This is a genomic window from Stenotrophomonas maltophilia, from assembly GCF_900186865.1.
Lineage (GTDB): Bacteria > Pseudomonadota > Gammaproteobacteria > Xanthomonadales > Xanthomonadaceae > Stenotrophomonas > Stenotrophomonas maltophilia.
On record NZ_LT906480.1, the window covers coordinates 1,662,405 to 1,688,075 of the forward strand.

Here is a 25,671-nt window from a genome sequence, read left to right on the forward strand (position 1 = left end):
TCTTGGAAGCCGACGGTATGCCGCGGCTCGCAGAGGGGCAAGCAAGCCAACGGGCCTGCCCGCCAGATGGTCGGCCGACCCTCGCCAACCGGCAGAGTGACTAACGACACATTCGCTATACCGAACTTCGCACTACTGTGGACTTCAACGTAGTGGAGGGCCGGTCATGTCCGAGGACGATGTCCAGCTGAAGAAGTTCCAGAAGGAGCTCAGCGCCGGAACGGTGTCGCTGGCCCTGCTGGCGGTGCTGGCCCGGGCCGGGGAGCCGCTGTACGGCTACCTCATTGCCAAGGAGCTGGAGCGGGCGGGCGAGGGCGTGCTGAGCGGCAAGCAGAGCGCGCTGTACCCGGTGCTGCGCAACCTGGAGGCTGCCGGTCTGCTGGAAAGCCACGTGGAGCCGTCCAGCAGCGGTCCGCCGCGGCGCTACTACCGCATCAATGAACGTGGCCGCGAGGTGCTGGCGCAGTGGCGCCAGGCCTGGCAGGCCACCCGCGATTCCGTCGATTCCGTGTTGGAGGGGGTACCGCAATGAACGACCCGAGCCTGGCAGGCCGAGCCCTGCCCACGACCATCCCGCAGTACCTGGCGCAGCTGCGCGCGGCGCTGGAAGGCGCCGACCCGGCGATGGTGCAGGACGCCCTGTACGACGCCGAGGAATACCTGCGCTCGGAACTGTCCGCGCAGCCCGGCCGCAGCGAGGCCGAGGTGATCGCCGACGTCGCTGGCAGCTATGGCGCCCCGGACGAAGTGGCCGAGATCTATCGCGAGACCGAAGTGACGGTGAACCGCGCGCTGCGCACGCCGCGTGCGGATACCGCACCGGTGCTGCGCGCAGCGGCCGAAGCCAGTGGCGTCGAGCCGGCCGCACCGCCGCCGGCGCCGGTGCAGCGCTCGCTGCTGGCGCGCTTCTTCGGTGTGGTGACCGATCCGCACACCTACGGTGCGCTGTTCTACATGCTGCTGTCGCTGGCCACCGGCATCTTCTTCTTCACCTGGGTGGTGACCGGCCTGTCGCTGTCGCTGGGCCTGCTGATCCTGATCGTGGGCATTCCGCTGACCGTGCTGTTCTTCGGCTCGGTGCGCGGGCTGGCGCTGCTGGAAGGGCGGCTGGTGGAAGCGCTGCTGGGAGAACGCATGCCGCGCCGTCCGCGTTACACCGATCGCAGCCGCACCTGGCTGCAGCGCATCGGCGACATGTTCACCGATGGCCGCACCTGGCTGACCCTGCTGTACTTCGTGCTGATGCTGCCGCTGGGCGTCATCTACTTCACCCTCGCGGTGACGCTGCTGTCGCTGTCGCTGAGCCTGATCTGGGCGCCGGTCGCGGCGATCTTCAGTGGCGACATTCCGGGCGTGTACGTCGATGGCGTGAACGTACTGCCGATGGCTGCATCGCCGCTGGTGGCGATCACGGTTGCTGCGGCGGGCGCGCTGCTGCTGCTGCTGACGATGCATCTGGCACGCGGCATCGGCAAGCTGCACGGGCTGATCGCCAAGAACCTGCTGGTGCGGTTGTAACAGGCCAGGGGTCGGATCCCTGTTCGCAGAACAGGGCTCTGACCCCGGATCCCATCATGCTGGGGTCAGAGCCCTTTCCGTTGGAAAGGGATCCGACCCCTGCCGGGAATCAGCCCGCCTTTCGCCGCAACGGGGTGACGTTGCTCTTCTTCTTCGTGGCCTTCGCCGCCGGTGCTTCGGCATGCGCGGCGAAGAAGTCGCGCACCTTCGGGTACACCACTTCGCGCCAGCGACGGCCGCTGAAGATGCCGTAGTGGCCGGCACCTTCGACGATGAAATGCTCACGGCGGTCCGCAGTGATGCCGGTGCACAGCGCCTGTGCGGCTTCGGTCTGGCCGAGGCCGGCGATATCGTCCAGCTCGCCCTCGATGCTCAGCAGCGCGGTATCGCGGATCGCCGACGGATCGACCTTCTCGCCGTTGACCACCCACTCACCACGCGGCAACAGGAAGTCCTGGAACACCACGCGGATCGTATCCAGGTAGTACCTGGCCGGCATGTCGAGCACCGCGTTGTACTCGTCGTAGAAACGACGGTGCGCGTCGGCGTCTTCCAGGTCGCCCTTGACCAGGTCGGTATAGAAATCCCAGTGCGAACTGAAGTGGCGGCTCGGGTTCATCGACAGGAAGCCGGCGTGCTGCAGGAAGCCCGGGTACACGCGGCGACCGGCGCCGGGATAGCTGGCCGGCACGGTGTGGATGACGTTGTTCTCGAACCACGACAGCGGGTTCTGCGTGGCCAGGTTGTTCACTGCGGTCGGGCTGCATCGCGCATCGATCGGGCCACCCATCATCACCAGCGTACGCGGCGTCGGTTCGCCACGGCTGGCCATCAACGAAACCGCGGCCAGCACCGGTACGGTCGGCTGGCACACGCTCACCACGTGCAGGCGCTCCACGCCGAGGTGGCGGATGAATTCCTGGATGTAGGCGATGTAGTCGTCCAGGCCGAATTCGCCTTCGCTGGCCGGCACCATGCGCGCATCCACCCAGTCGGTGACGTACACGCGGTGGTCGCGCAGCAGCGTGCGCACGGTATCACGCAGCAGCGTGGCATGGTGGCCTGACAGCGGCGCAACGACCAGCACGAACGGCTGGTTGAGCATCGTGTGCAGCTGGTCGGCTTCATTGCTGTGGCGCTTGAAGCGCAGCAGCTTGCAGAACGGCTTGCTTACTTCCTCGTGCACGACGATCGGCACGCGTTCGCCATCGACGTCGATTTCGTTGATGCCCCACTCGGGCTTCTCGTAATCCTTGCCGATGCGGTGGAAGAGTTCATTGACCGCCGCCAGACGATCAGCGCCGGGCATCTGCGACCACCAGTGGCCCTGGTTGGCGAAGAACCTGGCGTTGGCCTGGGCCTGGTGCACCCAGGGGGCGAGCAGGTTGCGGGTCAGTTCGTGCAGTTGATAGAGCATGACGACCGAATATGTATGGTCATATGTTGCCGCGCAGCATATCCCATCCGGGTGTCCCGCAGGTTAAGTCGGCTGAAAATAATGAATCTGGATTCACATCCGTTCCAGCGCGGCCGCATCGCCTGCCAGGGCGGGGCCGAGCCAGCAGTGCGACCCCACCGGCTGCAGGCCATGCCGGGCCAGCGTGCGGCGGTACCAGCGCGCCGGACGCGCCTGGAAGCCGTCGTGGTCGCCTTCGAACGCGTCCTCGGCGGCGAAGGTCTCCAGGAAGGCCACGCCGCCCGTCAGCTCTGCCACGCCGGCCAGTCCGGCGCGCAGCTCGTGGTCGGGCACGTAGTGCATCACGTCCGAGCAGACCAGCAGGTCGACCGGGGCACAGGGCCGCAGCCAGGCGAAATCGCCGAAGCGGGCCATGTGCAGGTTGCGGGTCCTGCCGTAGCGGCGCACAGCGTACTCGCTGCTGTCGAAGCCGAGGTATTCGACCTTCGGACGCAGCTTCAGCAGCGGTGCGCGCCAGGCGCCTTCGCCGCAGCCGATGTCCAGCACGCTGCGGATCGGTCGTTCCAGGTAGTACTCGGCACTGGCCACGGCCAGGGCGACCTTTCGCGCCAGGCGGGCGCTGCCGCCGATGTCGGCACGGCGGTACCAGCGTTGGAAATAGGCGGCGTCGTAGGTCTTGTCCATGGGGCGGTGCGCGATCGGGGAAAACGGCGCCTATCGTACGGTGTTGCGCCCCCGGGTGTGGCGGGCCTGCAGTAGAGCCACGCCATGGGTGGCTGCCATGCTGCGGCGATTGGACGCGGCACCCACCCATGGGGTGGCTCTACTGCGACAATGGGTACCCATTTACGCCAGCCGCCGGAGCGAGCGCATGCAGAGCTACTACTGGGTCAAGACCTTCCACATCGTGTTCGTGGTGGCGTGGATGGCCACGGTGTTCTACCTGCCGCGCATCCTGGTGAACCTGGCCGAGACTGCGGGCCAGCCGGCGGTGACCGAGCGCCTGCAGCTGATGGGCCTGCGCCTGTACCGCTTCGGCCACTCGATGTTCGGCCTGGCATTCCTGCTGGGCCTGGTGCTGTGGCTGGGCTACAAGGTCATCCCCGATTTCCCGACCATGGTCGCGCCTGGTGGCGCCGGCTGGCTGCATGCCAAGCTGGGGCTGGTGGTGCTGCTGCTGGTGTACTTCGGCTGGATCGGCCGCCTGCTCAAGGGCGTGGCCAAGGGCAGGGCGCTGCCGTCGTCGCGCGCGCTGCGCTGGATCAACGAGATCCCGCTGCTGGCCTTCATTCCGATCGTATGGCTGGTGCTGGCCAAGCCGTTCTGAGGCGGGGTCATCTGCACCCGGTAGATCCACGCCATGCGTGGATGCCGTCAGGGCGCAAACGAAAGCGCCGGGCAAATGCCCGGCGCTTTCGTTTCTGCAATCACCTGCGTGTTGCCGGCCAGCGGCCGGCACTACCAGGCCTACCTGCATGCTGGCCAGCGGCCGGCACTACGTCAGGCTGCTTCGTACGTGCCGTAGCTGCGCAGGCGCGCGTAGCGCTGTTCCAGCAGCTGTTCGGTGGACAGCTTGTCCAGCGCATCCAGCTCGTTCAGCAGCACCGCCTTCAGGCGCTTGGCCATCTGCGTCGGGTTGCGGTGGGCGCCGCCGGTGGGCTCGCGCACGACCTTGTCGACCAGGCCCAGGCTCTTCAGGCGCGGGGCGGTCAGGCCCAGCTGTTCGGCCGCGTCCTTGGCCTTGCCGGCGTCCTTCCACAGGATCGAGGCGCAGCCTTCCGGGGTGATGGTCGAGTACACCGCGTATTCCAGCATCACGGTGCGGTCGCCCACGCCCAGCGCCAGCGCGCCGCCTGAGCCGCCTTCACCGATCACGGTGCAGATGATCGGCACCTTCAGCTCGGCCATCTCGATCAGGTTGCGCGCGATCGCTTCGGACTGGCCGCGCGATTCGGCGTCGATGCCCGGCCAGGCGCCAGCGGTGTCGATCAGGGTCAGCACCGGCAGGCCGAAGCGCTCGGCCATCTTCATCAGGCGCAGGGCCTTGCGGTAGCCCTCCGGCTTGGGCATGCCGAAGTTGCGCTTGATCTTCTCCTTGGTGTCACGGCCCTTCTGGTGGCCGATCACCATCACTGCACGGCCGTTGATGCGGGCCAGGCCACCCATGATCGCCTTGTCGTCGGCGAAGGCACGGTCGCCGGCCAGCTCCTGGAACTCATCGAACATGACGCGGAGGTAGTCGGCGGTGTACGGGCGCGACGGATGACGGGCCAGCTGCAGCACCTGCCACGAGGTCAGGTTGCGGAAGATCTGCGCGGTGCGCATGCGCAGCTTGTCCTGCAGCGCGTGCACTTCCGCCTCGACATTGACCGCCGGCCCGGCACTGGCGTTGCGCAGTTCCTGGATCTTGGCTTCCAGGTCGGCGATGGGTTGCTCGAAGTCGAGGTAGTTCGGATTCATCGGAAGCCGTCGTGTAAAGAAGAGGGGAATTCTAGCCGAATGCGCGCAAACCACCCGTACGCCTTCGTCTGGAAGGCGACGGTAGCGCAGCCGGGCGGGGCGCGCCAGTCAGCTCAGGGCACCACCAAGGCGCTGCGGCCCATCAGCTGGCTGCGCTGGGAAACGAAGTCGTTGTAGGCCTCGTTGGCGTCACGGCCCAGCCCGCTGCCCAGCGTGGCGGTGGCCGAGGTGAAGGCCATCTGCGCGGCGAAGTCCTGCTTGCGCAGGGCCTTCTGTTCATCGGCGGTGGTCGCCTTCAGCCAGCGCGCATAGACCTCGCGCAGCGGCGCGGCGTGGGCCTCGAAGGCCGGCACCAGCGCCGGCAGGCTGGCCGGGGCCGGTTCCAGGCTGAACGCCGGGGCCACGTAGCCAGCCGGCTGCTCGCGCTTGAACGCGCCGGGCTCGCCCATGCCTTCTTCCACGTAAGCGATGAAGTCCGTGGCGGTGAACACCTTGGCCACGATCTGGCCGCCGCTGGCGTCGACGTGGGCCACCACCTTTTCCTTCGGGAAGGGCTCGCGCACGCCGTAGGTCCAGGTTTTGTCGATGAACAGGTCGTGGCTCTTTTCGAACGGGCCTTCGAAGTCGACCCCGCCAAGTTCGATGCCCTTGTTGCCGACGCCGAAGTTCTTCAGCTTGCTCTCGTCGGTGACATAGACCTCGCGGGCGATCACGTACTCGCTGAGGGTCGGATTGATCAGGCCGCCACGACCGTCGACGTAGACGATGAAGCGCACGTCGCCGAGCTTGTCGGTGTGCAGGCGGTGCTCACCGACAGCGAGCGAGATCGGGCGCGAGCCCTGTGCGGCCACTGGCAGGTCCTTGCCATCGATGCTCAGTGCCAGCGGCGCGTCGGTCGGGTTGTCGATCTGGAACTCGACCTTCGAGGGCGAGCAGGCGGCCAGGGCCAGCGCGGCGGCGAACGGGAACAGCAGGGTCTTCATTGGCAATCGTCCTTGATGACTGGAACGGGAAAAACAGGAATACGGAGGAGCCGACCTCAGCTGGCCCACGGTGGGCTGTAGCGCACTTTCAGCGTGCGCACGGCGGGGTCGGCGCGCAGCGCCTCCATCAACTTGGAATCGATGCGCACCGCGCTCTGCCCGGACACATCGAGCATGCCGGCGACGCCGCCGTGCGGGCCCTTCAGCAGCAGGTCCAGGCGCAGCGGCGTGCGCCCCGGGCGATGGCGGTCCAGCAGCGCATTGACGCGCTCCCAGACCGGGCGCTGCTGGCGCAGATCCAGGCGCAGCGACAGCCGCGTGGCGTAGTTGGCGCAGACTTCGTCGAAGTCCCAGCACTGGCGGATGCGCAATGCGTAGCCGCCGTTGAACTCGTCCTCGCGCAGGCCGCCCTTGACCACCAGGATGCGGTCCTTGGTCATCAGGTGCCCGAACTCGGCCATCGCGTCGGAGAAGGCGCTGCACTCGACGCGGCCGCGGCCATCTTCCAGCTGGATGAAGATCTGGCTCTCGCCCTTGCGACGCACACCGACCACCTGGCCGGCCAGCACGGTCTGCACTTCCGGGCGCCAGCGCTTTTCGCCGCCGCCGCCACCACCGCTGTTGGCGCTCCAGATCTTCTCCACCGAACCCAGGTCGTTGCCGACCAGATCGCGTACATCGTCGCGCCATGGATCGAACGGGTGGCCACTGAGATAGAAGCCCAGCGTGTCGCGCTCGCCGTTGAGGCGCTGCAGCAGCGGCCATTCTTCGGCTTCGGGCAGATCCAGCTGGATCGTGGTCGCGCTCGGGTCCGGGCCACCGAACAGCGAGTTCTGTCCCGAAGCGCGCTCGCGGGCCATCTGGTCGGTAGCCTTGATCACCTCCGGCAGCTGCAGCATCAGCGAGGCACGGTTGCGGCCAAGCTCGTCCAACGCACCACAGTTGATCATCGCTTCCAGCGTGCGCCGGTTGAGCTTGGCCGAGCCGACGCGGGTGCAGAAGTCGAGCAGGTCCTTGAACGGGCCGCCCTTCAGCCGCTCCTCGACCACCGCCTCGCAGGCACCCTGGCCGACGCCCTTGATCGCACCGAGGCCGTACTGGATGGTGTCCGGCGTCACCGCTTCGAACATGAAGGCTGACTGGTTCACCTTGGGCGGCAGCACGGTCAGGCCGAGGTTACGCACCTCGTCGAGGAAGCCGACCACCTTGTCGGTGTTGTCCAGATCGGACGACAGCGTGGCCGCCATGAACTCGGCCGGGTAATGGCGTTTCAGCCATGCGGTCTGGTAACTGACCAGCGCGTAGGCGGCGGCGTGCGACTTGTTGAAGCCGTAGCCGGCGAACTTCTCCATCAGGTCGAAGATCGCGTCGGCCTTGGCTTCGTCCACGCCGTCCTTGGCCGCACCTTCGCGGAAGATCTCGCGGTGCTTGGCCATTTCGGCCGGCACCTTCTTGCCCATCGCACGGCGCAGCAGGTCGGCGCCGCCCAGCGAGTAGCCGCCGACGATCTGCGCCATCTGCATCACCTGCTCCTGGTACACCATGATGCCGTAGGTGTCTTTCAGGATCGCTTCGGTGCGCGGATCGGGATAGATGATTTCTTCCTGGCCGTGCTTACGCGCATTGAAGGAGGGAATCAGGTCCATCGGGCCGGGGCGGTACAGCGACACCAGCGCGATCAGGTCTTCGAAACGATCGGGGCGCGCGTCCTTCAGCAGGCGGCGCATGCCCGAGGATTCGAACTGGAACACTGCGCCCGTATTGCCGTTGGCGAAGATGTCCTTGTAGGTGGGCGTGTCGTCCAGCGGAATCGCGGCGATGTCCACCGGCGGGATGCCGGCGCGCTCATGGCGCTTGTTGATCGCCTTCACCGCCCAGTCGATGATGGTCAGCGTGCGCAGGCCGAGGAAGTCGAACTTCACCAGGCCCACTTCTTCCACGTCGTTCTTGTCGAACTGGGTGACGGGGTTCTTGCCGAGACCGTTCTCGTCGTGTTCGGCGTACAGCGGGCAGAACTCGCTCAGCGGTTCGGGCCCGATCACCACGCCACCGGCGTGCTTGCCGGCGTTGCGGGTCAGGTCTTCCAGCTGCAGCGCCAGGTCGATCAGGTCGCGGACATCGTCCTCGGTCTCGTAGCGCTGGATCAGTTCCGGCGACGCCATTTCCGAGCTGGGGCCTTCCTTGCCCTTGCCCAGTGCATCCTTCAGGTGGATGCCGAGGATGTTCGGGATCAGCTTGGAAACACCGTCGACCAGGCCGTACGGGAAGCCGAGCACGCGGCCGGAGTCGCGCACCACCGCCTTGGCGGCCATGGTGCCGTAGGTGATGATCTGGCTGACGCGCTCGCGCCCGTACTTGCGCGCGACGTAGTCGATCACCTCGTCGCGGCGGTCCATGCAGAAGTCGATGTCGAAGTCGGGCATCGACACGCGTTCCGGGTTCAGGAAGCGCTCGAACAGCAGGTTGTACGGCAGTGGGTCCAGATCGGTGATCTTCAGTGCCCACGCCACCAGCGAACCGGCACCCGAACCACGGCCCGGGCCGATCGGGATGCCCTGGTTCTTGCCCCACTGGATGAAGTCGGCCACGATCAGGAAGTAGCCGGGGAAACCCATCTTGATGATGGTGTTGAGCTCGAACTCCAGGCGCTCGAAATAATCTTCGCGGGTCTTGCCCGGCGCCAGCGGATTCTTCTCCAGGCGCTCTTCCAGGCCGTCGCGCGACATCTTCTGGATCCAGGTGTCCAGGGTCTCGTCGTCGGGCACCGGGTAATTGGGCAGGAAGTAGGTGCCCAGCCGCATCTCGATGTTGCAGCGCTCGGCCAGCGCCAGCGTGTTGTCGATGGCATCGGGAATGTCGGCGAACAGCGCACACATCTCTTCGGCCGATTTCAGGTACTGCTGGTCGCTGTACTCGCGCGGGCGCTTGGGGTCGTCCAGTACGCGGCCGGTGGAAATGCACACGCGCGCTTCGTGCGCGCTGAAATCGGTGGGCGCCAGGAAGCGCACATCATTGCTGGCCACCACCGGCAGGCCACGCTGGCCGGCGGCCATCAGCGCGAACTGGTTGAAGGTTTCCTCGCCCTCGCGGCCGGTGCGGGTCAGCTCCAGGTGCAGGCCATCGCCGAACACGCGCTGCCAATCGGCCAGCTGCTGCTCGGCCAGTTCATGCTTGCCGTCCAGCGCCAGGCGCCCGGCCAGGCTCTGCCGGCCGGCCAGCGCGAACAGGTTGGCGTTGCCGGCCTTCAGCCAGTCCGGATGGATGGCCACGCCGCCTTCGGGGCGATGGCCTTCCATCCACGCGCGGGTCAGCAGCCGCGACAGGCTCAGGTAGCCCTCGCGGTCGCGGCACAGCAGGGTCATCCGCCACGGATCCTGCCCTTCCTCGGCGATCAGCACGTCGGCGCCGGCGATAGGCTTGATGCCCACGCCTTCGGCCGCCTTGTAGAACTTGACCAGGGCGAACAGGTTGTTGAGGTCGGTCACCGCCAGCGCGGGCAGGCCGAGCTCGACCGAGCGTGACAGCAGGTTGGCCTGCTTGGCCTTCTTCGGGTCCGCCTGGTCCGGCTTGGCCGGCACACGGATGGTGGAGTCCGCCAGCGAGAACTCGGTGTGGACGTGGAGATGTACGAAGCGGGAGTTGGACATGCCGGACCAGGTTGGAGCGCGCGGGCCCCGGGTGCTGACGGGGGAATCGTCGCCGGGGTCGGGAAGCGCTGGAGTGCCCGGTCAGGGTAGCGAGGGCTGGAGGGCGCGACAAGCTCTTGACGGCATGCGATATCGCATCCGCGCTATCGCTCCCTACGGTTCGCTGGCAAACCGCGGGCCCCGCCTGACCCTGCTTTCGCAGCCGGGTGCAGCGACCGTTCAGGCGATTCAGGCGATTGCGATGTCTGCGGTCACAGCTGCCGGGTTTTCCAGGCACTCACGCACCGGGGCGAAGCTGCGCCGGTGCTCCATGCAGGGGCCGTGCTCGCGCAGGGCGGCCAGATGGGCCGGGGTGCCGTAGCCCTTGTGCTGCTCGAAGCCGTACTGCGGGTGGCGGGCATGCACGTCCTGCATGTAGCGGTCGCGCGAGACCTTGGCCAGGATCGAGGCGGCCATGATTGCGCGGTCGATGCCATCACCGCCGACCAGCGCCTGCGCCGGCAGTACCAGGCCCTTGGGCACCACGTTGCCGTCGATGCGGGCAAAGCCGGCCACGTGGGCGACCGCTGCAACGACGTCACGCATGCCCTGCAGGGTGGCCTGGTAGATGTTCAGGCGGTCGATGGTGTCCACGTCCACCAGCACCACGTGCCAGGCCAGGGCACGTTCGATGATGCGGTCATGCAGTTGCTCGCGGCGGGCTGCGGTGAGTTGCTTGGAATCGTCCAGGCCGTTGATGCGTGGCCGTGCCGGGTCGAACACCACCGCCGCCACCGCGACCGGTCCGGCCAGCGGACCGCGGCCGGCTTCGTCGACGCCGGCGACCAGACGCTCCGGCTCGACCACGGCAGCACCGTCGAACAGGGCCAGGCTGGCCGCTGCGGCATGGCGGCGGCTCATGCCTGGGCCTGGTCGCGCATCAACAGCTCGCCCACAGCGTCGGCCGCGCGGGCCGAGGCATTGCGGCGCAGTCGTTGATGCAGGCGGGCATAGGTGTCCTGCAGGTCGGTCACCCGCTGCGGGTGGTCGAACCATTGCTGGATGGCCGCCGCCAGCTTGTCCGGCGTGCAGTCGTGCTGCATCAGTTCCGGTGCCAGGTCCTGGCCCGCCAGGATGTTGGGCAGGGCAAAGCGGTCGACCTTGATCAGGCCCAGCGCCTTGACCAGGCGGTAGGTCAGCTCGTTGACGCGGTAACCGACCACCATCGGCCGCTTGACCAGCATCGCCTCCAGCGTCGCGGTGCCCGAGGCCAGCACCACCACATCGGCGGCGATCATGGCGTTGCGCGCCTCACCGTCGAGTACATGCGAGAAGGCTACCGGCAGCGCCGAGCGTGACAGCTGTTCTTCGATCAGGCGCTTGCAGGCCGGGTTGGCGGCAGGCACTACCACGTGCAGGCCGGGGATGCGCTCGGAGACCTGCCAGGCGGCCTCGAAGAACGGTTCACCGAGGCGCGAGATTTCGCCCAGGCGGCTGCCTGGCAGCACTGCCAGCACCTTGGCCGAGGTCGGCAGGCCAAGCGCGGCGCGCGCTTCCTCGCGGTTGCCCTGCAGGGGGATGTCATCGGCCATCGGATGGCCAACGAAGCGCGCGTCGATGCCGTGCCTGGCATAGATCGGGGGTTCCATCGGGAACAGGCACAGCACCAGGTCGGCACTGCTGCCGATCTTCTCGGCGCGCTTCTCGCGCCAGGCCCAGACCGAGGGGCTGACGTAGTGCACGGTGCGCACGCCGCGCTGCTTCAGCCAGCGTTCGATGCCCAGGTTGAAGTCGGGCGCGTCGATGCCGATGAACACGTCCGGCTGCCATTCCAGTGCACGCTGGCGGAACGCGGAACGCAGTTTCAGCAGGCGTGGCAGGTGGCGCAGCACTTCGGTCAGGCCCATCACCGCCAGCTCGCTGGCATCGTGCCAGGTCAGGCAGCCGGCGCTGCGCATGGCATCGCCACCGATGCCGGCGAATTCGGCGTTCGGAAAGCGTGCCTTCAGCTCGCGCACCAGGCCCGCGCCCAGCAGATCACCGGAGGCCTCACCGGCCACCAGAGCGATCCGCAACGGGCGCTCGCTGAGCACCCGCTGCGCGGGGACGCTGCCGGCCATCGAGGCCAGCGGAATCACGGCGGCGCCGGCCGGCGCCTGGCCGGTCGTGCTGCTCATCGCAGCAAGGGCCTCTCAGCGTGCTCGATGAAGTCCAGCATGGCCTTCACGTCATCGCTGTCGCGTGCCTGTTCGGTCAGCTGCACCTTGGCTTCGGCCAGCGGCAGGCCCGCCACGTACAGGGTGCGGTAGGCGCGCTTGATGGCGGAGATGCGCTCGGCGTCGAAGCCACGACGCTTCAGCCCTTCGCTGTTGATGCCGCGCGGGCGGCCCAGCGAATCGGTGCCGACCATGGTGAACGGCGGAACGTCGCCGTTGGTCAGCGCGCCCATGCCGAGGAAGGCGTGGGCACCGATGCGGCAGAACTGGTGGGCACCGGCGAAGCCGCTGATGATCACGTAGTCGCCCACGGTCACGTGGCCGGCCAGGGTGGTGTTGTTGGAGAACACGCAGAAGTTGCCGACATGGCAGTCGTGCGCCACGTGCGTGTAGGCCAGCATCCAGTTGTCGTTGCCGATCGTGGTGATGCCGCCGCCGCGGCCGGTGCCACGGTTCAGGGTGACGAACTCGCGGAACACGTTGCGGTCGCCGATCACCAGTTCGGTGCGTTCGCCGGCAAACTTCTTGTCCTGCGGCTCGCCACCGATCGCGGCGTGACCGATGAAGCGGTTGTCACGGCCGATCCTGGTCGGGCCGTGGATGCTGCAATGGGGGCCGACCACTGTGCCGGCGCCGATTTCCACATCGGCACCGATCAGGGTGAACGCGCCGACCTGGACGTCGTCGGCCAGGCGCGCGGCCGGATCGATGACGGCAGTCGGGTGGATCCGTGGTGCGTTGTCAGTCATTGCTGCCTCCCGTGGATCAGCCCTTGGCACCGGCGCACATGACCTCGGCCGAGGCAACGACTTCACCGTTGACCTTGGCCTCGCCGTAGTACCAGCCCATGTTGCGGATCAGGCGCTTCATCTGCACATCCAGCATCAGCACGTCGCCGGGCACGACCTGCTTGTTGAAGCGGGCGTTTTCCACCTTGACCATGTAGAACAGCTTGGACTGCGCATCGCGGCCAAGCGTCAGCTGGGTCATCACGCCACCGGCCTGGGCCAGCGCTTCGATGATCAGCACGCCGGGCATGATCGGGCGGCCCGGGAAGTGACCCTGGAAGAACGGCTCGTTGATGCTGACGTTCTTCTGCGCCAGGATGCGCTTGGCGTCGATGTCGAGCTCAAGCACCCGGTCCACCAGCAGGAACGGGTAGCGGTGCGGGAGCAGTTCCTGGATCTGGCAGACGTCGATCGGAAGCTGCAGCGTGTCGTTCATTCTTTCTCCTTGCCAGCGGCCAGGACGCGGCGAGCCAATGCGTCCAGCTGCTTGAAGCGCGCGGCGTTCTTGCGCCACGTGCGGTTGTCGGTCAACGGGGTGCCGGACGAGTACTCGCCCGGCTCATGGATGGAATTGCGGACCACCGACTTGCCGGTGATCACGACCTTGTCGCAGATCTCGAGGTGGCCGACCACGCCGACGTGGCCGCCGAGCAGGCAGTAGCGGCCGATCCTGGCGCTGCCGGCGATGCCGGTGCAGCCGGCGATGGCCGAGTGCGCGCCGATCTGCACGTTGTGCGCGATCTGTACCAGGTTGTCCAGGCGCACGTCTTCGTCCAGCACGGTGTCTTCCAGTGCACCACGGTCGACGCAGGTGTTGGCGCCGATTTCGCAATCGTCGCCGATGCGCACGCCGCCGAGCTGCGGCACCTTGATCCACTTGCCGGCGTCCATCGCCAGGCCGAAGCCATCGGCACCGAGCACGGCACCGGGGTGCACGCGCACGCGCTTGCCGAGCTTGACCCGGGTGACCAGGGTGACCCGGGCGATCAGTTCGCAGCCGCTGTCCAGGCTGCAGTCTTCGCCGATCACGCTGCCGGTGCCGATGATGCAGTTCTCGCCGACCACGCTGCGCGCGCCGATGGAGACGAAGGGGCCGATGTGGGCGCTGGCGGCGACCTGGGCGCTGGGATCGATGACGGCGCTGGGGTGGATGCCCGGTGGGCGCGTGGGCGCGATGTCGAACAGCGCGGCGATCTTGGCGAAGGTGGTGTACGGGTCCTTAGCCACGAGCGCGGCGCCGGGGGCGGCTTCGGCGTCGTCGGCGCGCAGCACGACCAGCGAGGCCTGGCTGTCGGCCAGCTGGGCGCGGTAGCGTGGATTGGCGAGGAAGGTCAGCTGGCCAGGACCGGCGTGGGCGAGGGTGGCCACGCCGTGGATGGCGGTGGCGGGGTCGCCATGGACCTGCAGGCCGAACTGCTCGGCGAGTTGCTGGGCGGTGTAGGTGGGAGTATTCACGGCGGGAGTTTAACGTGTGACGCCATTGCGGTCATGCGGGGTCAAAAGCGGCGCCTGCCTGATGTCCCGGGGTGATGGCGCAGGGGGCTGCCCAGGACACGCCGTAGACCCATCCCTGGGGGCTCGATGGCGCCATCCATGGCGCCAACGGTCCTGGTCAGCCCCCTGCGCCATCACCAGATGATTTCACGCGAGCGCGGGAAGTAACGGTGGTGAGCAAGTAAAACGAAAACGCCGGGCAGAGCCCGGCGATTCGCACCCCGTCTGGTGGAGAGCCCCCCTTCTGTTAAGGGGGGCGCGCCAATGGCGCGGGGGATAGGAGGTAGGTCGGGACCCGCTGCTTGCGCAGCAAGCCGCGGCGCACCTTCGGTGTTCAGTTCTTAGAACTGACCGCCGAAGGTAAATTGCAGGCGTTCGATCTTGTCGCCGTCTTCCTTCTTCAGCGGGAACGCGTAGCTGATCGAGATCGGGCCGACCGGGGCGCGCCACAGCAGGGCCACACCGGTGGAGACGCGCAGTTCGTTGGCCTTGAAGTTCTTGGTGCCGTTGTAGACGTTACCGAAGTCGACAAAGGCCGACACGCGGGCCGATGGGCTGTCGAACAGGCGCGGGAAGTAGGCTTCAACCGAACCGACGGTCTTCAGCGAACCACCCAGCGGCTGGCCTTCCGGATAACCCTGGGTTACTTCGCGCGGACCGAGGGTGTTGTCCTCGAAGCCACGTACCGAGTTGGTACCACCGGCGTAGAAGTTCTCGAAGAACGGCAGGCCGCTGGCGGTGACGGTACGGGTTTTGCCGTCGGCGTCGGTGATCGTACGGGTGTAGTCCTTGCCGTAGGCATCGCCGTAGCCCACTTCGGCGCGGGTGTTGATCACCAGCGACGGCATGATCGGCCAGTACTTGCTGATCTGGTAGTTCAGCTTGTAGTACTCGATGGTCGAGCCCGGCAGCGTGGTTTCCAGACCGACGCGCTGGTAGGTACCGCGGGTCGGCATGAAGTAATCGTTGCGCGAGTCGCGCGCCCAGCCCAGCTCGGTACGCCAGGCATGGAAGGTGCGCGAACCGACCGCATCGATGTAATCGATGATCGAGGCCGGGGTCGAGCCACGGTAGGTCGTGATCTGGTTGCTGTCGATGCCGAACATCAGCGAGACGGTGTCGGTCTCGGTCAGCGGCACGCCGAATACCACCTGCGCAGAACCATTGGTGCTGTTGTACTGCGCGGTGTTGAAGTCGGAGTAGTCCAGTTCACGCCAGGACAGGTTGTAGCCCAGCGAAACGCCGTCGTCGGTGAAGTACGGGTTGGTGTAGCTGAAGCCGTAGCGCTGCAGGTAGCTGCTGCGCGAGGCTTCGACCGACACGCGGTTGCCGCCGCCGAGGAAGTTGTTCTGCGACAGCTGCACCGAGGTGGTCATGCCGTAGGACTGCGAATAGCCCAGGCCGAACACGAAGCTGCCGGAGGTGGTTTCCTTGACGTTGTAGACGACGTCGACCTGGTCGTTGCTGCCGCTGACGGCCGGGGTCTCGACGTCCACCGACTCGAAGTAGCCCAGGCGCTGCAGGCGGATCTTGGAGCGGTCGATCGCGGCCTGCGAGTACCAGCTGTTCTCGAACTGGCGCATTTCGCGACGCATCACTTCGTCGGAGGTGCGGGTGTTGCCACGGAACAGGATGCGGCGCACCGACACGCGCGGGCCGGGCACGACCTGCATGTTGATCCCTACCGTCTGTTCGGCACGGTTGGTGGTCGGGATCGGGTTCACCTTGGCGAACGCGTAGCCGATGTTGGACAGCGAGTTGGTGATGGTGTCCGAGCTGAATTCCAGCAGGGCACGCGAGAACGTGTCGCCCGGCTTCTGGATCACCATGCGCTCGACGTCCTCCTGCGGAAGGATGGTGTCGCCGCTGACCTTGATCTCGGAGATCTTGTACTGCGCACCCTCGGTCACGCCCGCGGTGAGGAACATGTCGCGCTTGTCGGGGCTGATCGAAACCTGGGTGGAATCGATGCTGAAGTCGACGTAGCCGCGGTCCAGGTACCACGAGTTGAGCTTTTCCAGGTCGCCGGACAGCTTTTCCTTGGAGTACTGGTCGTCACGGCGGTACCACGACGCCCAGTTGTGCTCCTTGGACTCCCAGGTCTCCAGGATGTCCTTGCTCTCGAACTTCTCGGTGCCGACCAGGTTGACGTGGCGGATCTTGGCCGCCTTGCCTTCCTTGATGGCGATCGCGATGTCCACGCGGTTGCGGTCCAGCGGGCTCACGGTCGGGGTGATCTCGACGGTGTACTTGCCGCGGTCGTTGTACTGGCGGCGCAGTTCCTGGGTCACGCGGTCCAGGCTCAGGCGGTCGAAGGTGCCACCCTCGGTCAGGCCGATGTCGGACAGGCCCTTGAGCAGCTGCTCGGACTTGATGTCCTTGTTGCCGGTCACGGTCAGCTTGTTGATCGCCGGGCGTTCCTTGACGGTCACCACCAGGATGCTGCCCTGGCGGTCCAGCTGCACGTCTTCGAAGAAGCCGGTCTTGTACAGCGCGCGGATGGTCTCGCCGACCTTGTTGTCGGTGATCGTCTCGCCCCGTTCCACCGGCAGGTAGGTGAACACCGTGCCCGAGCTGATGCGCTGCAGGCCATCGACGCGGATGTCGCTGACAGTGAAGGGCTCGGCTGCCTGGGCCAGGGCGGGAGCGCCGGTGACGGCGGCGAGGGCGAGGGCCAGCAGGCGGCGATTGGGGAGTCGCGTCATGTCACGTCCGGTAGGAAGGTCGATTTCATTGGTGCGGGATGCCGACGCTGTAGACGGCAACAACGTGGAAAAGTTCATCGCGGGACCAGGCCGAGGATGTCGTTGTAGAACGCCAACCCCATCAGCCCGGCCAGCAACGCCAAGCCGATGTATTGGCCGGCGGCGATGGCACGCTCGCTCAGCGGGCTGCCCTTGACCAACTCGATAAGGTAATACAGCAGGTGCCCGCCGTCCAAGATCGGGATCGGCAACAGGTTGATGATGCACAGGCTGAGTGACAGCAGGGCAAGGAACTGCAGGAACCAGTCGAGGCCGCGTTTGGCCGAGACATTGGCCACGCGGGCGATGGTGACCGGCCCGGAAACGTTCTGCAGCGAGGCTTTGCCGGTAACGATGCGGGCCATCATGCCCAGCGAATCGGCGGCAAGCCGGCCGGTTTCACGTACGGCGACGGTCACTGCATCCAGCGGCCCATAGCGCAGCAGGGTGTCGTAGGAGGGGCTGTAGGTGGTGGGGAAGCCGACGCCGATCTGCCAGACCGGGTTGCCCTTGCCATCCTTGCCCTGGCGGGGCGTGACTTCCAGTGCAAGGCGTTCACCGCCTCGCAGGACCTCGATCATGCCGGGGCCTCCGGCACGGCCGAGGGCCTGGATCTCGCCGATCACCTGGTCGACGCTGTCGATGCGCTGGCCGTCGATCGCCACGATCAGGTCGCCCGGCTGCAGCAGCCCGGTGACCACCGAATCGGCGGTGAGCGAGTCGACCAGTGCCGGCTGCAGCCACGATTGCCAGTACAGGCCGGCCAGGATCGGTACCCGTCGTTCATCGAAGCCGGCGGGCAGCTGCGACAGCGGCAGGGTGCGCACGCGCACCTGGTCCGCAGGGTCGAGTACCTCAAGCGTGACGTCGCGGCGATCCATCGCGGCGGCGGTCAGCGCCATGCTGGCCTCGCCCAGGGTGGCGACCTGGCGCTCATCCACCCGCAGAACGCGGTCACCGCTGAGCAGTCCGGCGCTGGCGGCGATGCCGTCAACCCGGCCGATCGTCGGCGAGTAGTCCTGCTTGCCGATCACGAACATCGCCCACAGCAGCAGGATGCACAGCAGCAGATTGGCGATCGGCCCTGCAGCAACAATGGCGATGCGCTGCCACACGGTCTTGTGGTTGAAGGCCTGGCCGCGCTCGTGGGGATGGACCTCGACCTCACGTTCGTCGAGGAACTTCACGTAGCCACCCAGCGGGATGGCGGCAATGGCGAACTCGGTGCCGTGCCTGTCGCGGCGCGACCACAGCGGACGGCCGAAGCCGACCGAGAAGCGCAGGATCTTGACCCCGCAGAGGCGGCCGACCCAGTAATGCCCGAACTCGTGGAACGTGACCAGCAGCCCGAGGCTGACAATCATCCACCAGACCGATCCGAGGAAGTCAGTCATGCAGGCTCACAGTGGCGGGCAGGGGCGGCGTCATGCTGGGCGAGGCGGTCGTTCAGGCGGCGTCGATGGCGTTCAGGGTGAGCTGGCGTGCCCGCTGGTCGGCGGACAACAGGACCTCCAGTGTATCGGCTGGCTGGGTCGGCAGTGTTGAAAGAGCGTTAGCAACCAGCTGCGGGATGGTCAGGAAACCGATCCGGCCCTGAAGAAATGCTGAAACCGCCTCTTCATTGGCGGCGTTCAGCACCGCCGGGGCAGTACCGCCGGCCTGCATGGCCTGCCAGGCCAGCGCCAGGCAGGGGAAGGCGTCGGTGTCAGGCGCCTCGAAATCCAGCCGGCCCTGCGCCAGCAGGTCCAGCCCGGCCACGCCCGATTCGATGCGCTGCGGCCAGCCCAGGCCGACCGCCAGGGTGGTGCGCATGTCCGGCAGGCCCATCTGGGCCAGGGTCGAGCCGTCGACGAATTCGACCAGCGAATGGACCAGGCTCTGCGGGTGCACCAGCACCTCGATGCGCTCGCCGGGCACCGAGAACAGATGGTGCGCCTCGATGACTTCCAGGCCCTTGTTCATCAACGTCGCCGAATCGACCGAGATCTTCGGGCCCATCGACCACTTCGGGTGAGCCACGGCCTGGGCCGGGGTGACCTCGGCCAGCTCGGCGCGGCTGCGGCCGCGGAACGGGCCGCCCGACGCGGTCAGCAGGATCCGGCGCACGCCGGCGCCGTCGATGCTGGCGTCGCGCGAACGCAGGCACTGGAAGATCGCGCTGTGCTCGCTGTCGATCGGAATGATCTCGGCGCCGGCGCGCTCGGCGGTGCGGGTCAGCAGCTCGCCGGCCAGTACCAGCGATTCCTTGTTGGCCAGCAGGATGCGCTTGCCGGCCGCAGCGGCGGCGAGGGTCGAGGACAGCCCTGCAGCACCGACAATGGCCGCGACGACCGTGTCGCAGGCATCGCTTGCTGCCAGCTGGTCCAGTGCGGCATGACCGGCGTGGGCCTCGGTCGACAGCCCGGCATCGCGCAGGCCGTCGCGCAGTTCGGTGAACAGCGCTTCGTCGGCGATGACCGCGTGCGCCGGCTCGTGTTGGCGGCACAGGGCCAGCAGTGCCTGCACCTGGCGGCCGGCGGCCAGCACCGTGGCCTGGTAGCGCTGCGGGTGGCGGGCGATGACGTCCAGCGTGGAGGCACCGATCGAGCCGGTGGCGCCGTATACGGCGACCCGGCGCAGGTCTGCGACAGCATTCATGGTCAGAACCCGAAGATTTCCTTGCCCAGCGCGAACACCGGCACGGCGGCGAGGACGCCGTCGACGCGGTCGAGCACGCCACCATGGCCCGGAATCAGGTTGCCCGAGTCCTTGGCACCGGCGTGGCGCTTGATCAGGCTTTCGAACAGGTCACCCAGCACCGACGCGAATACGGCCACCACCGAGGTGATCAGCAGGCCCGGCAGGTGCGCGATGTCGATGCCGGCCAGCCAGCCCAGGCCGAGGGCCACGGCGACACCGGCCAGCAGGCCGCCGAACAGGCCTTCCCAGGTCTTGTTGGGGCTGATCCGCGGCGCCAGCTTGTGCTTGCCGAAGTGACGGCCGGCGAAATAGGCGCCCGAATCGGCTGCCCAGACCAGTGCCAGTGCCGCCAGCAGCCACAGGTGGCCCTGCTTGCCTGGCGGGTCACCGCCAGCGTGGATCAGTACCAGCGCTGCCCAGGCAGGAACGATGGCCAGGGTGCCGGCCAGCATCTTCACGATCCGGGAGGGGGCCGTCGGCTGGGCGCCAAAGTTGAAGAAGCGCAGCCAGGCCAGCGCCGCCAGCCACCAGGCAACACCCGCCAGTGTGGTGATCTGGAACAGCACCAGCGTGCTGCCATCGGCCCACACCAGCAGCACCATCAGCAGCAGGTTCAGCACCAGCAGCACGGTGCGCGCGAGGGTGTCTTCGATGCCGGCCAGCTTCAGCCATTCCCACAGGCCGATCAGCAGCACGGCGGCGGCGGCGGCGGCCAGCCATTGCGTCGGCAGCAGCAGGATCGCGGCAATGGCGAGCGGCGCCATGATCAGCGCGGCGAGGACTCGGGTCTTGGTCATGGGCTGGAGGTCTCGGTGGCCAGTGCGGCGATCTGGGCGCTGGTCAGGCCGAAACGACGCTCGCGGCTGCCATAGGCATCCAGCGCCTGCTGCAGCAGGGCGGCATCGAAGTCCGGCCACAGCGCCTCGGTGAACCACAGCTCGGTGTAGGCCAGTTGCCACAGCAGGAAGTTGCTGATGCGGGTGTCGCCACCGGTGCGGATGAACAGATCCGGCGGCGGCAGGTCGGCCAGGGCGACCTGGCTGCCCAGCAGCGATTCGTCGATCTGTTCGGGCAGCAGGCGTCCTGCGGCGACTTCAGCGGCCAGCGCGCGCGCGGCACGGGCGATGTCCTGGCGACCGCCGTAACTGGCGGCGATCGACAGGGTCAGGGTGGTGTTGTCGGCGGTGCGCTGCTCGGCCAGCTGCATGCGGCTGACCAGTCCGGCACCAAAGCGCTCGCGTTCGCCGATGAAGCGTACGCGCACGCCGCGTCGGTGCAGTTCGTCCACTTCGCGGTCGAGCGCGCCGAGGAACAGCTTCATCAGGGCGTCGACTTCTTCCTGCGGCCGGCCCCAGTTCTCGCTGGAAAACGCGAACAGGGTCAGCGCCGGAATGCCCAGTTCAAGGCAGCGCTCGATGGTGCGGTTGACCGCGCGCGCGCCGGCACGATGACCGATCACGCGCGGGCGGCGGCGCTGCTGTGCCCAGCGCCCGTTGCCATCCATGATGATGGCGACGTGGCGGGGCAGGGTGGCCGGCAACGGAGGCGGGACTGAAGGCATCGACTTCAGACCGACAGCAGTTCTTTTTCCTTGTCGGCAACGACCTTGTCGACGTCCTTGATGTTGGTGTCGGTCAACTTCTGGATGTCGTCCTCACCGCGCTTCTTCTCGTCCTCGCTGATCGCCTTGTCCTTGACCAGCTTGGCGATTTCCTTGTTCGCGTCCTGACGGATGTTGCGGATCGCGATCTTGGCGCCTTCGCCTTCCTTCTGCACCTGCTTGACCAGCTCCTTGCGGCGCTCTTCGGTCGGCGGCGGCATGTTGATGCGGATCGCGGTGCCCAGCGTGTTCGGGGTGAACTCGGCGTTGTAGAGACCCTTCTCGATCTCCTTGATCATGCCCTTGTCGAACGGGGTGACCAGCAGCGAGTGCGCATCGGCGTTGGAGATCGAGGCAACCTGGTTCAGCGGGGTGCTGGCGTTGCCGTAGGCATTGACCGTCACGCGGTCCAGCAGGGCCGGCGTGGCACGCCCGGTCCGGATGGAGGTGAGGGTGTGCTTCAGAGCGTCGATGCTCTTGGCCATGCGCGTCTGCGCGTTGTTCTTGATGTCGTTGAGCATCGCCCGGTCCTGGATGTATCTGGAATCGGGCGATTATAGGCGAATACGGGACGCTGCCGGGCCTGAATCGGCCCGGTTGTCGCCGCGCGCTCAGGCTCAGGCCGGATCGCGGCCCTGGACCAGGGTGCCGATGTTCTCGCCGTTGAGGATCTTCAGCAGCTCGCCCGGCTGGCCCATGTCGAACACGCGCATCGGCAGGTCGCTGTCGCGGGCCAGTGCGAAGGCGGCGGTATCCATCACTTCCAGGCCGCGGCGGATCACTTCGTCATAGCTCAGGCTGTCGAAGCGGACCGCATCGCTGTGCTTGTTCGGGTCCTTGTCGTACACGCCATCGACCTTGGTGGCCTTCAGCAGCAGGTCGGCACCGATCTCGATCGCGCGCAGGGCGGCGCCGGAGTCGGTGGTGAAGAACGGGCTGCCGACGCCGGCGGCGAAGATCACCAGGCGGCCCTTTTCCAGGTGGCGGATGGCGCGGCGGCGGATGTAGTCCTCGCACACGTCGTTGATCTTGATCGCGCTCATCACGCGCGCCTTGGCGCCCAGCTTCTCCAGGGCGTCCTGCATGGCCAGGGCGTTGATGACCGTCGCCAGCATGCCCATCTGGTCGCCGGTGACCCGGTCCATGCCGCCGGCGGCCAGGCCAGCGCCGCGGAAGATGTTGCCGCCGCCGATCACCAGGGCTACTTCGGCACCGGCCTGCTGGGCTTCGATGACCTCACGGGCCAGGCGGTTGATGATCTTCGGGTCGATGCCGTAGTCCTCATCTCCCATCAGCGCCTCCCCGGACAGTTTCAGAAGGATGCGGCGATAGGCGAGCTTGGACATGGGGACCTCGGGTGCGTGGAAATCGCGGGCGATTCTACGCGCATGCGGCGTCGGGCCATAGTGTTTTGTGCACTGCGGCGTAAAATCCTGGCGTTCGCCCCGGTCATCCGGGGCTTCCGGTTCAGCCCAGCTCGGCGCCCGCGGTCGCTGACAGCTCGTCGTGGCCGAGGGCGCCGGGGGAGCGCGCGATCACCCGGTTGCGGCCGAGGTTCTTGGAGCGGTACAGCACGTCGTCGGCGGCGCGCAGCAGGTCCTGCACGTCGGCGAAGCGTTCGTAGCCGCCCTGGGTGGCCACGCCGGCGGAGAAGGTGACGAACAGCGGGCCGCCTTCCAGTTCGGCCATCGGCGTGGCAACGATGTTGGCCAGCACTCGGCGGATCACGTCCAGTGCTACCGTTTCGCTGGTGTTGGGCAGCAGCGCGACGAACTCCTCGCCGCCGAAGCGGGCCACGGTGTCGCTGTGGCGCAGCTGGCCCTGCAGTTTGCCGGCAAAGGCCCGCAGCACCTCGTCGCCGGTCAGGTGGCCATGGGCGTCGTTGATCTTCTTGAAGTCGTCCAGGTCGATGAAGGCCACCGACAGCGGCCAGCCCTGGCGACCGGCGCGCAGGAATTCCTGCTCCAGCACGGCTTCCAGCTGGCGCCGGTTGAGCACGCCGGTGAGGGCATCTCGATGGGCCTGGTCGGCCAGGCGCTTGGCCCGGGCTTCGAATTCGTCGGCGCGGCGACGGGCCTGGTCGGCATCCTGCAGTTCGCGCAGGTTGCGCAGGGTGGCCAGCTCCTGCGCGTGGTCGATCAGTTCGCGCACCCGCGAGGGGGAATTCAGGCCGGCCTCGAACAGGCTGGCGATGTCCGGCAGGGCCTCGCTGATGCGGGTCAGGACCTGGTCGAAACGGGCGCTGTCCAGTTCAAGGCGGTCATGCACCTGCTGCAGGGCGCGCTCGCGGGCGGCATCGGCGTCATCGTCCAGCCAGATGTCGGCCACGGCACCGGACAGCTGCACGCAGGCCTGGAACGGCGATTCCGCGGCGTCCAGGTCTTCGCTGTGGCTGATGCTCTCCACCAGGTAGCGCGGCAGGCCCCACTGCTCGGCCACCCAGGCGCCGACCTCGGCGTGGCTGCAGCCCAGTTCGTCGCGCTCGCGCGCGACCAGGTCGATGTTGTCGCGTGCTTCGCGCAGCAGCGGCAGGTAGCGCTCCGATTCGGCCTGGGCCAGGCACAGTACGCCCAGGTCCTGCAGCAGGCCGGCCAGCATCAGTTCTTCCAGCCGGCGCAGGCCGCGGGCCTGGCCCAGCTGGCTGGCGGCCAGCGCGCTGAGGATGCTGCGCTTCCAGGCGCGTTGGCGCAGGTCGTGGTCGGCGCCGGTGCCGCCGGTCAGCCCCTGGGTGACGGTGAAGCCGAGGGCCAGGCTGATCGTGGCATTCAGGCCGAGCATGGTCAGTGCCTGGCCGAGGTTCTCGATCCGGCGGCGGCTGGCGTACAGCGGCGAATTGGCGATGCGCAGCATGCGAGCGCTCAGCGCCATGTCGATGGCGATGATGTCGGCGGCGGTGGCGATATCCGCTTCCGGGTCCTGTGCCAGTTCGATGATGCGCAGGGCAATACCGGGTGGCGAGGGCAGGTTGCGGCAGAGCGCCAGGGCAGCTGTCAGCTCGGGAGGCATGTCGGGTCGTTCAATTCCATTGGGACAAGAATACCTAGGAATGCATCACAGTCCGCGATTTTCGTTCCTGCTAAATGACTGTTGATTCCCTGTGCCGAGTATCGGCTTGATTCGCGCGCAACGCAAAGGTGCCGCTGTGCGCACCCCACAGGGCCGCCGGCATAAAAAAAGAGCCGCGGTCTCCCGCGGCTCCTTCTGGTTGCTTCACAGCCGGAAGGCTGGAATCAGACCTGCATCGCCTTGGCAACTTCGGCGGCGTAGTCTTCCACCACCTTCTCGATGCCTTCGCCGACGATCAGCAGTTTGAAGCCAGCAACATCGGCGCCAGCGGCCTTGACCACCTGCTCGACGGTGGTGTCGCCCAGCACGTAGGTCTGGCCGTACAGGGTCACGTCGCTGACGATCTTGTTGATCTTGCCGCTGATGATCTTTTCCAGGATGTCGGCCGGCTTGGCCTTGTCCTTTTCGGACATCTTGGCCAGCTCGATTTCCTTTTCCTTCTCGACGAAGTCGGCCGGAACGTCCGCAGCCTTGTTGTGCGGCGGCTTCAGCGCAGCCACGTGCATGGCCAGGCCACGGGCCAGCTCGACGTCGCCGCCGATCAGATCGACCAGCACGCCGACCTTGCCGTTGGTGTGGACATACGCACCGATGTTGCCGGTGGTGTCGACATTCACCATGCGACGGATCTGGATGTTCTCACCCAGGGTCTGCACGGCGGTGGCGCGGGCTTCTTCAACGGTGCGGCCATCGGCCAGCTTGGCAGCCTTCACGGCTTCGACGTCGGTGGCGCCCGATGCCAGGGCGGCAGCGGCAACGGCATTGACGAAGGACTTGAAGTTGTCATCGTTGGCGACGAAGTCGGTTTCCGAGTTGACTTCGACCAGCACGGCCTTGCCGCCATCCTGGGCCAGGCCCAGACGGCCTTCGGCGGCCACGCGGTCAGCCTTCTTGTCGGCCTTGGCGGCGCCGGACTTGCGCATGGCTTCAGCAGCAGCGTCGATGTCGCCGTTGGCTTCGGTGAGCGCCTTCTTGCATTCCATCATGCCGGCGCCGGTGCGCTCGCGCAGTTCCTTGACCAGGGAAGCAGTGATTTCCACGGGATTACCTCACGAAAGAAAGGGGTTGGGCCGGCATGGT

At 66.8% G+C, this 25,671-nt stretch carries 22 protein-coding genes; 3 read left to right on the plus strand and 19 right to left on the minus strand.

The window, feature by feature from the left end; genetic code table 11:
• The first annotated feature begins 166 nt into the window (after positions 1-166).
• A complete protein-coding gene (locus tag CKW06_RS07980; RefSeq protein WP_024956308.1) occupies positions 167-532 on the plus strand; it encodes a PadR family transcriptional regulator in 366 nt (121 codons plus the stop codon).
• Positions 529-1,518: a sensor domain-containing protein gene (locus CKW06_RS07985; protein ID WP_024956309.1), complete on the plus strand. Its 990-nt coding sequence runs from the start codon at positions 529-531 to the stop codon at positions 1,516-1,518. The genes CKW06_RS07980 and CKW06_RS07985 overlap by 4 nt, the downstream gene beginning before the upstream one ends.
• A 109-nt stretch (positions 1,519-1,627) precedes the next feature.
• Here the strand turns inward: CKW06_RS07985 and CKW06_RS07990 are convergent, their stop codons facing one another.
• A complete protein-coding gene (locus CKW06_RS07990; RefSeq protein ID WP_005408728.1) occupies positions 1,628-2,935 on the minus strand; it encodes a polyhydroxyalkanoate depolymerase in 1,308 nt (435 codons plus the stop codon).
• A 93-nt stretch (positions 2,936-3,028) separates the two neighbouring features.
• Complete coding sequence (locus tag CKW06_RS07995) at positions 3,029-3,619, minus strand: class I SAM-dependent DNA methyltransferase (protein WP_024956310.1); 591 nt, start codon at positions 3,617-3,619, stop codon at positions 3,029-3,031.
• A gap of 187 nt (positions 3,620-3,806) precedes the next feature.
• Between CKW06_RS07995 and CKW06_RS08000 the strand changes: the two genes are divergently transcribed.
• Positions 3,807-4,262, plus strand: coding sequence for a CopD family protein (locus CKW06_RS08000; RefSeq protein WP_005408730.1), 456 nt, complete (start codon positions 3,807-3,809; stop codon positions 4,260-4,262).
• Between the two features lie 173 nt (positions 4,263-4,435).
• Here the strand turns inward: CKW06_RS08000 and CKW06_RS08005 are convergent, their stop codons facing one another.
• The 17 genes from CKW06_RS08005 to tsf all read right to left on the minus strand — a co-directional run bounded on the left by CKW06_RS08005 (position 4,436) and on the right by tsf (position 25,631).
• Positions 4,436-5,395: an acetyl-CoA carboxylase carboxyltransferase subunit alpha gene (locus CKW06_RS08005; protein WP_005408731.1), complete on the minus strand. Its 960-nt coding sequence runs from the start codon at positions 5,393-5,395 to the stop codon at positions 4,436-4,438.
• 113 nt (positions 5,396-5,508) lie between these two features.
• Positions 5,509-6,378: a hypothetical protein gene (locus CKW06_RS08010; protein WP_024956311.1), complete on the minus strand. Its 870-nt coding sequence runs from the start codon at positions 6,376-6,378 to the stop codon at positions 5,509-5,511.
• A gap of 56 nt (positions 6,379-6,434) precedes the next feature.
• Positions 6,435-10,025, minus strand: coding sequence for a DNA polymerase III subunit alpha (dnaE, locus tag CKW06_RS08015; protein WP_005412734.1), 3,591 nt, complete (start codon positions 10,023-10,025; stop codon positions 6,435-6,437).
• 228 nt (positions 10,026-10,253) lie between these two features.
• Positions 10,254-10,925 carry a ribonuclease HII gene (locus tag CKW06_RS08020; protein ID WP_005412735.1) on the minus strand — a complete coding sequence of 224 codons (672 nt, stop codon included), beginning with the start codon at positions 10,923-10,925 and terminating at the stop codon, positions 10,254-10,256.
• Positions 10,922-12,124 carry a lipid-A-disaccharide synthase gene (gene lpxB / locus CKW06_RS08025; RefSeq protein ID WP_043034888.1) on the minus strand — a complete coding sequence of 401 codons (1,203 nt, stop codon included), beginning with the start codon at positions 12,122-12,124 and terminating at the stop codon, positions 10,922-10,924. Before lpxB ends, CKW06_RS08020 begins: the two co-directional genes overlap by 4 nt.
• Positions 12,125-12,177: 53 nt before the next feature.
• Positions 12,178-12,969, minus strand: coding sequence for an acyl-ACP--UDP-N-acetylglucosamine O-acyltransferase (gene lpxA / locus CKW06_RS08030; RefSeq protein WP_024956312.1), 792 nt, complete (start codon positions 12,967-12,969; stop codon positions 12,178-12,180).
• A 16-nt stretch (positions 12,970-12,985) separates the two neighbouring features.
• The gene (gene fabZ, locus CKW06_RS08035) at positions 12,986-13,444 is read right to left on the minus strand and encodes a 3-hydroxyacyl-ACP dehydratase FabZ (protein WP_005408737.1); all 459 of its coding nucleotides are present in this window, start codon (positions 13,442-13,444) and stop codon (positions 12,986-12,988) included.
• Positions 13,441-14,463, minus strand: coding sequence for a UDP-3-O-(3-hydroxymyristoyl)glucosamine N-acyltransferase (gene lpxD / locus CKW06_RS08040; protein WP_005408738.1), 1,023 nt, complete (start codon positions 14,461-14,463; stop codon positions 13,441-13,443). The genes fabZ and lpxD overlap by 4 nt, the downstream gene beginning before the upstream one ends.
• A gap of 380 nt (positions 14,464-14,843) precedes the next feature.
• Positions 14,844-17,207 carry an outer membrane protein assembly factor BamA gene (gene bamA / locus CKW06_RS08045; RefSeq protein WP_024956313.1) on the minus strand — a complete coding sequence of 788 codons (2,364 nt, stop codon included), beginning with the start codon at positions 17,205-17,207 and terminating at the stop codon, positions 14,844-14,846.
• A gap of 74 nt (positions 17,208-17,281) precedes the next feature.
• Positions 17,282-18,640, minus strand: a complete 1,359-nt coding sequence (rseP, locus tag CKW06_RS08050; protein WP_005408740.1) for an RIP metalloprotease RseP — start codon at positions 18,638-18,640, stop codon at positions 17,282-17,284.
• A gap of 52 nt (positions 18,641-18,692) precedes the next feature.
• Positions 18,693-19,883 (minus strand): 1-deoxy-D-xylulose-5-phosphate reductoisomerase, encoded by a 1,191-nt coding sequence (locus tag CKW06_RS08055; RefSeq protein ID WP_024956314.1) that lies wholly within the window; start codon positions 19,881-19,883, stop codon positions 18,693-18,695.
• A gap of 2 nt (positions 19,884-19,885) precedes the next feature.
• Positions 19,886-20,722, minus strand: coding sequence for a phosphatidate cytidylyltransferase (locus tag CKW06_RS08060; RefSeq protein WP_005408742.1), 837 nt, complete (start codon positions 20,720-20,722; stop codon positions 19,886-19,888).
• The gene (gene uppS / locus CKW06_RS08065) at positions 20,719-21,486 is read right to left on the minus strand and encodes a polyprenyl diphosphate synthase (protein ID WP_005408743.1); all 768 of its coding nucleotides are present in this window, start codon (positions 21,484-21,486) and stop codon (positions 20,719-20,721) included. The genes CKW06_RS08060 and uppS overlap by 4 nt, the downstream gene beginning before the upstream one ends.
• A gap of 5 nt (positions 21,487-21,491) precedes the next feature.
• Positions 21,492-22,046 carry a ribosome recycling factor gene (frr, locus tag CKW06_RS08070; protein WP_005408744.1) on the minus strand — a complete coding sequence of 185 codons (555 nt, stop codon included), beginning with the start codon at positions 22,044-22,046 and terminating at the stop codon, positions 21,492-21,494.
• A 96-nt stretch (positions 22,047-22,142) separates the two neighbouring features.
• A complete protein-coding gene (gene pyrH, locus CKW06_RS08075) occupies positions 22,143-22,871 on the minus strand; it encodes a UMP kinase (protein WP_005408745.1) in 729 nt (242 codons plus the stop codon).
• Between the two features lie 121 nt (positions 22,872-22,992).
• Entirely contained in the window at positions 22,993-24,531 is a 1,539-nt protein-coding gene (locus CKW06_RS08080) for a GGDEF domain-containing protein (protein ID WP_005412741.1), read from the minus strand.
• A 224-nt stretch (positions 24,532-24,755) separates the two neighbouring features.
• Positions 24,756-25,631, minus strand: a complete 876-nt coding sequence (tsf, locus tag CKW06_RS08085; protein ID WP_005408747.1) for a translation elongation factor Ts — start codon at positions 25,629-25,631, stop codon at positions 24,756-24,758.
• Positions 25,632-25,671: the final 40 nt, after the last annotated feature.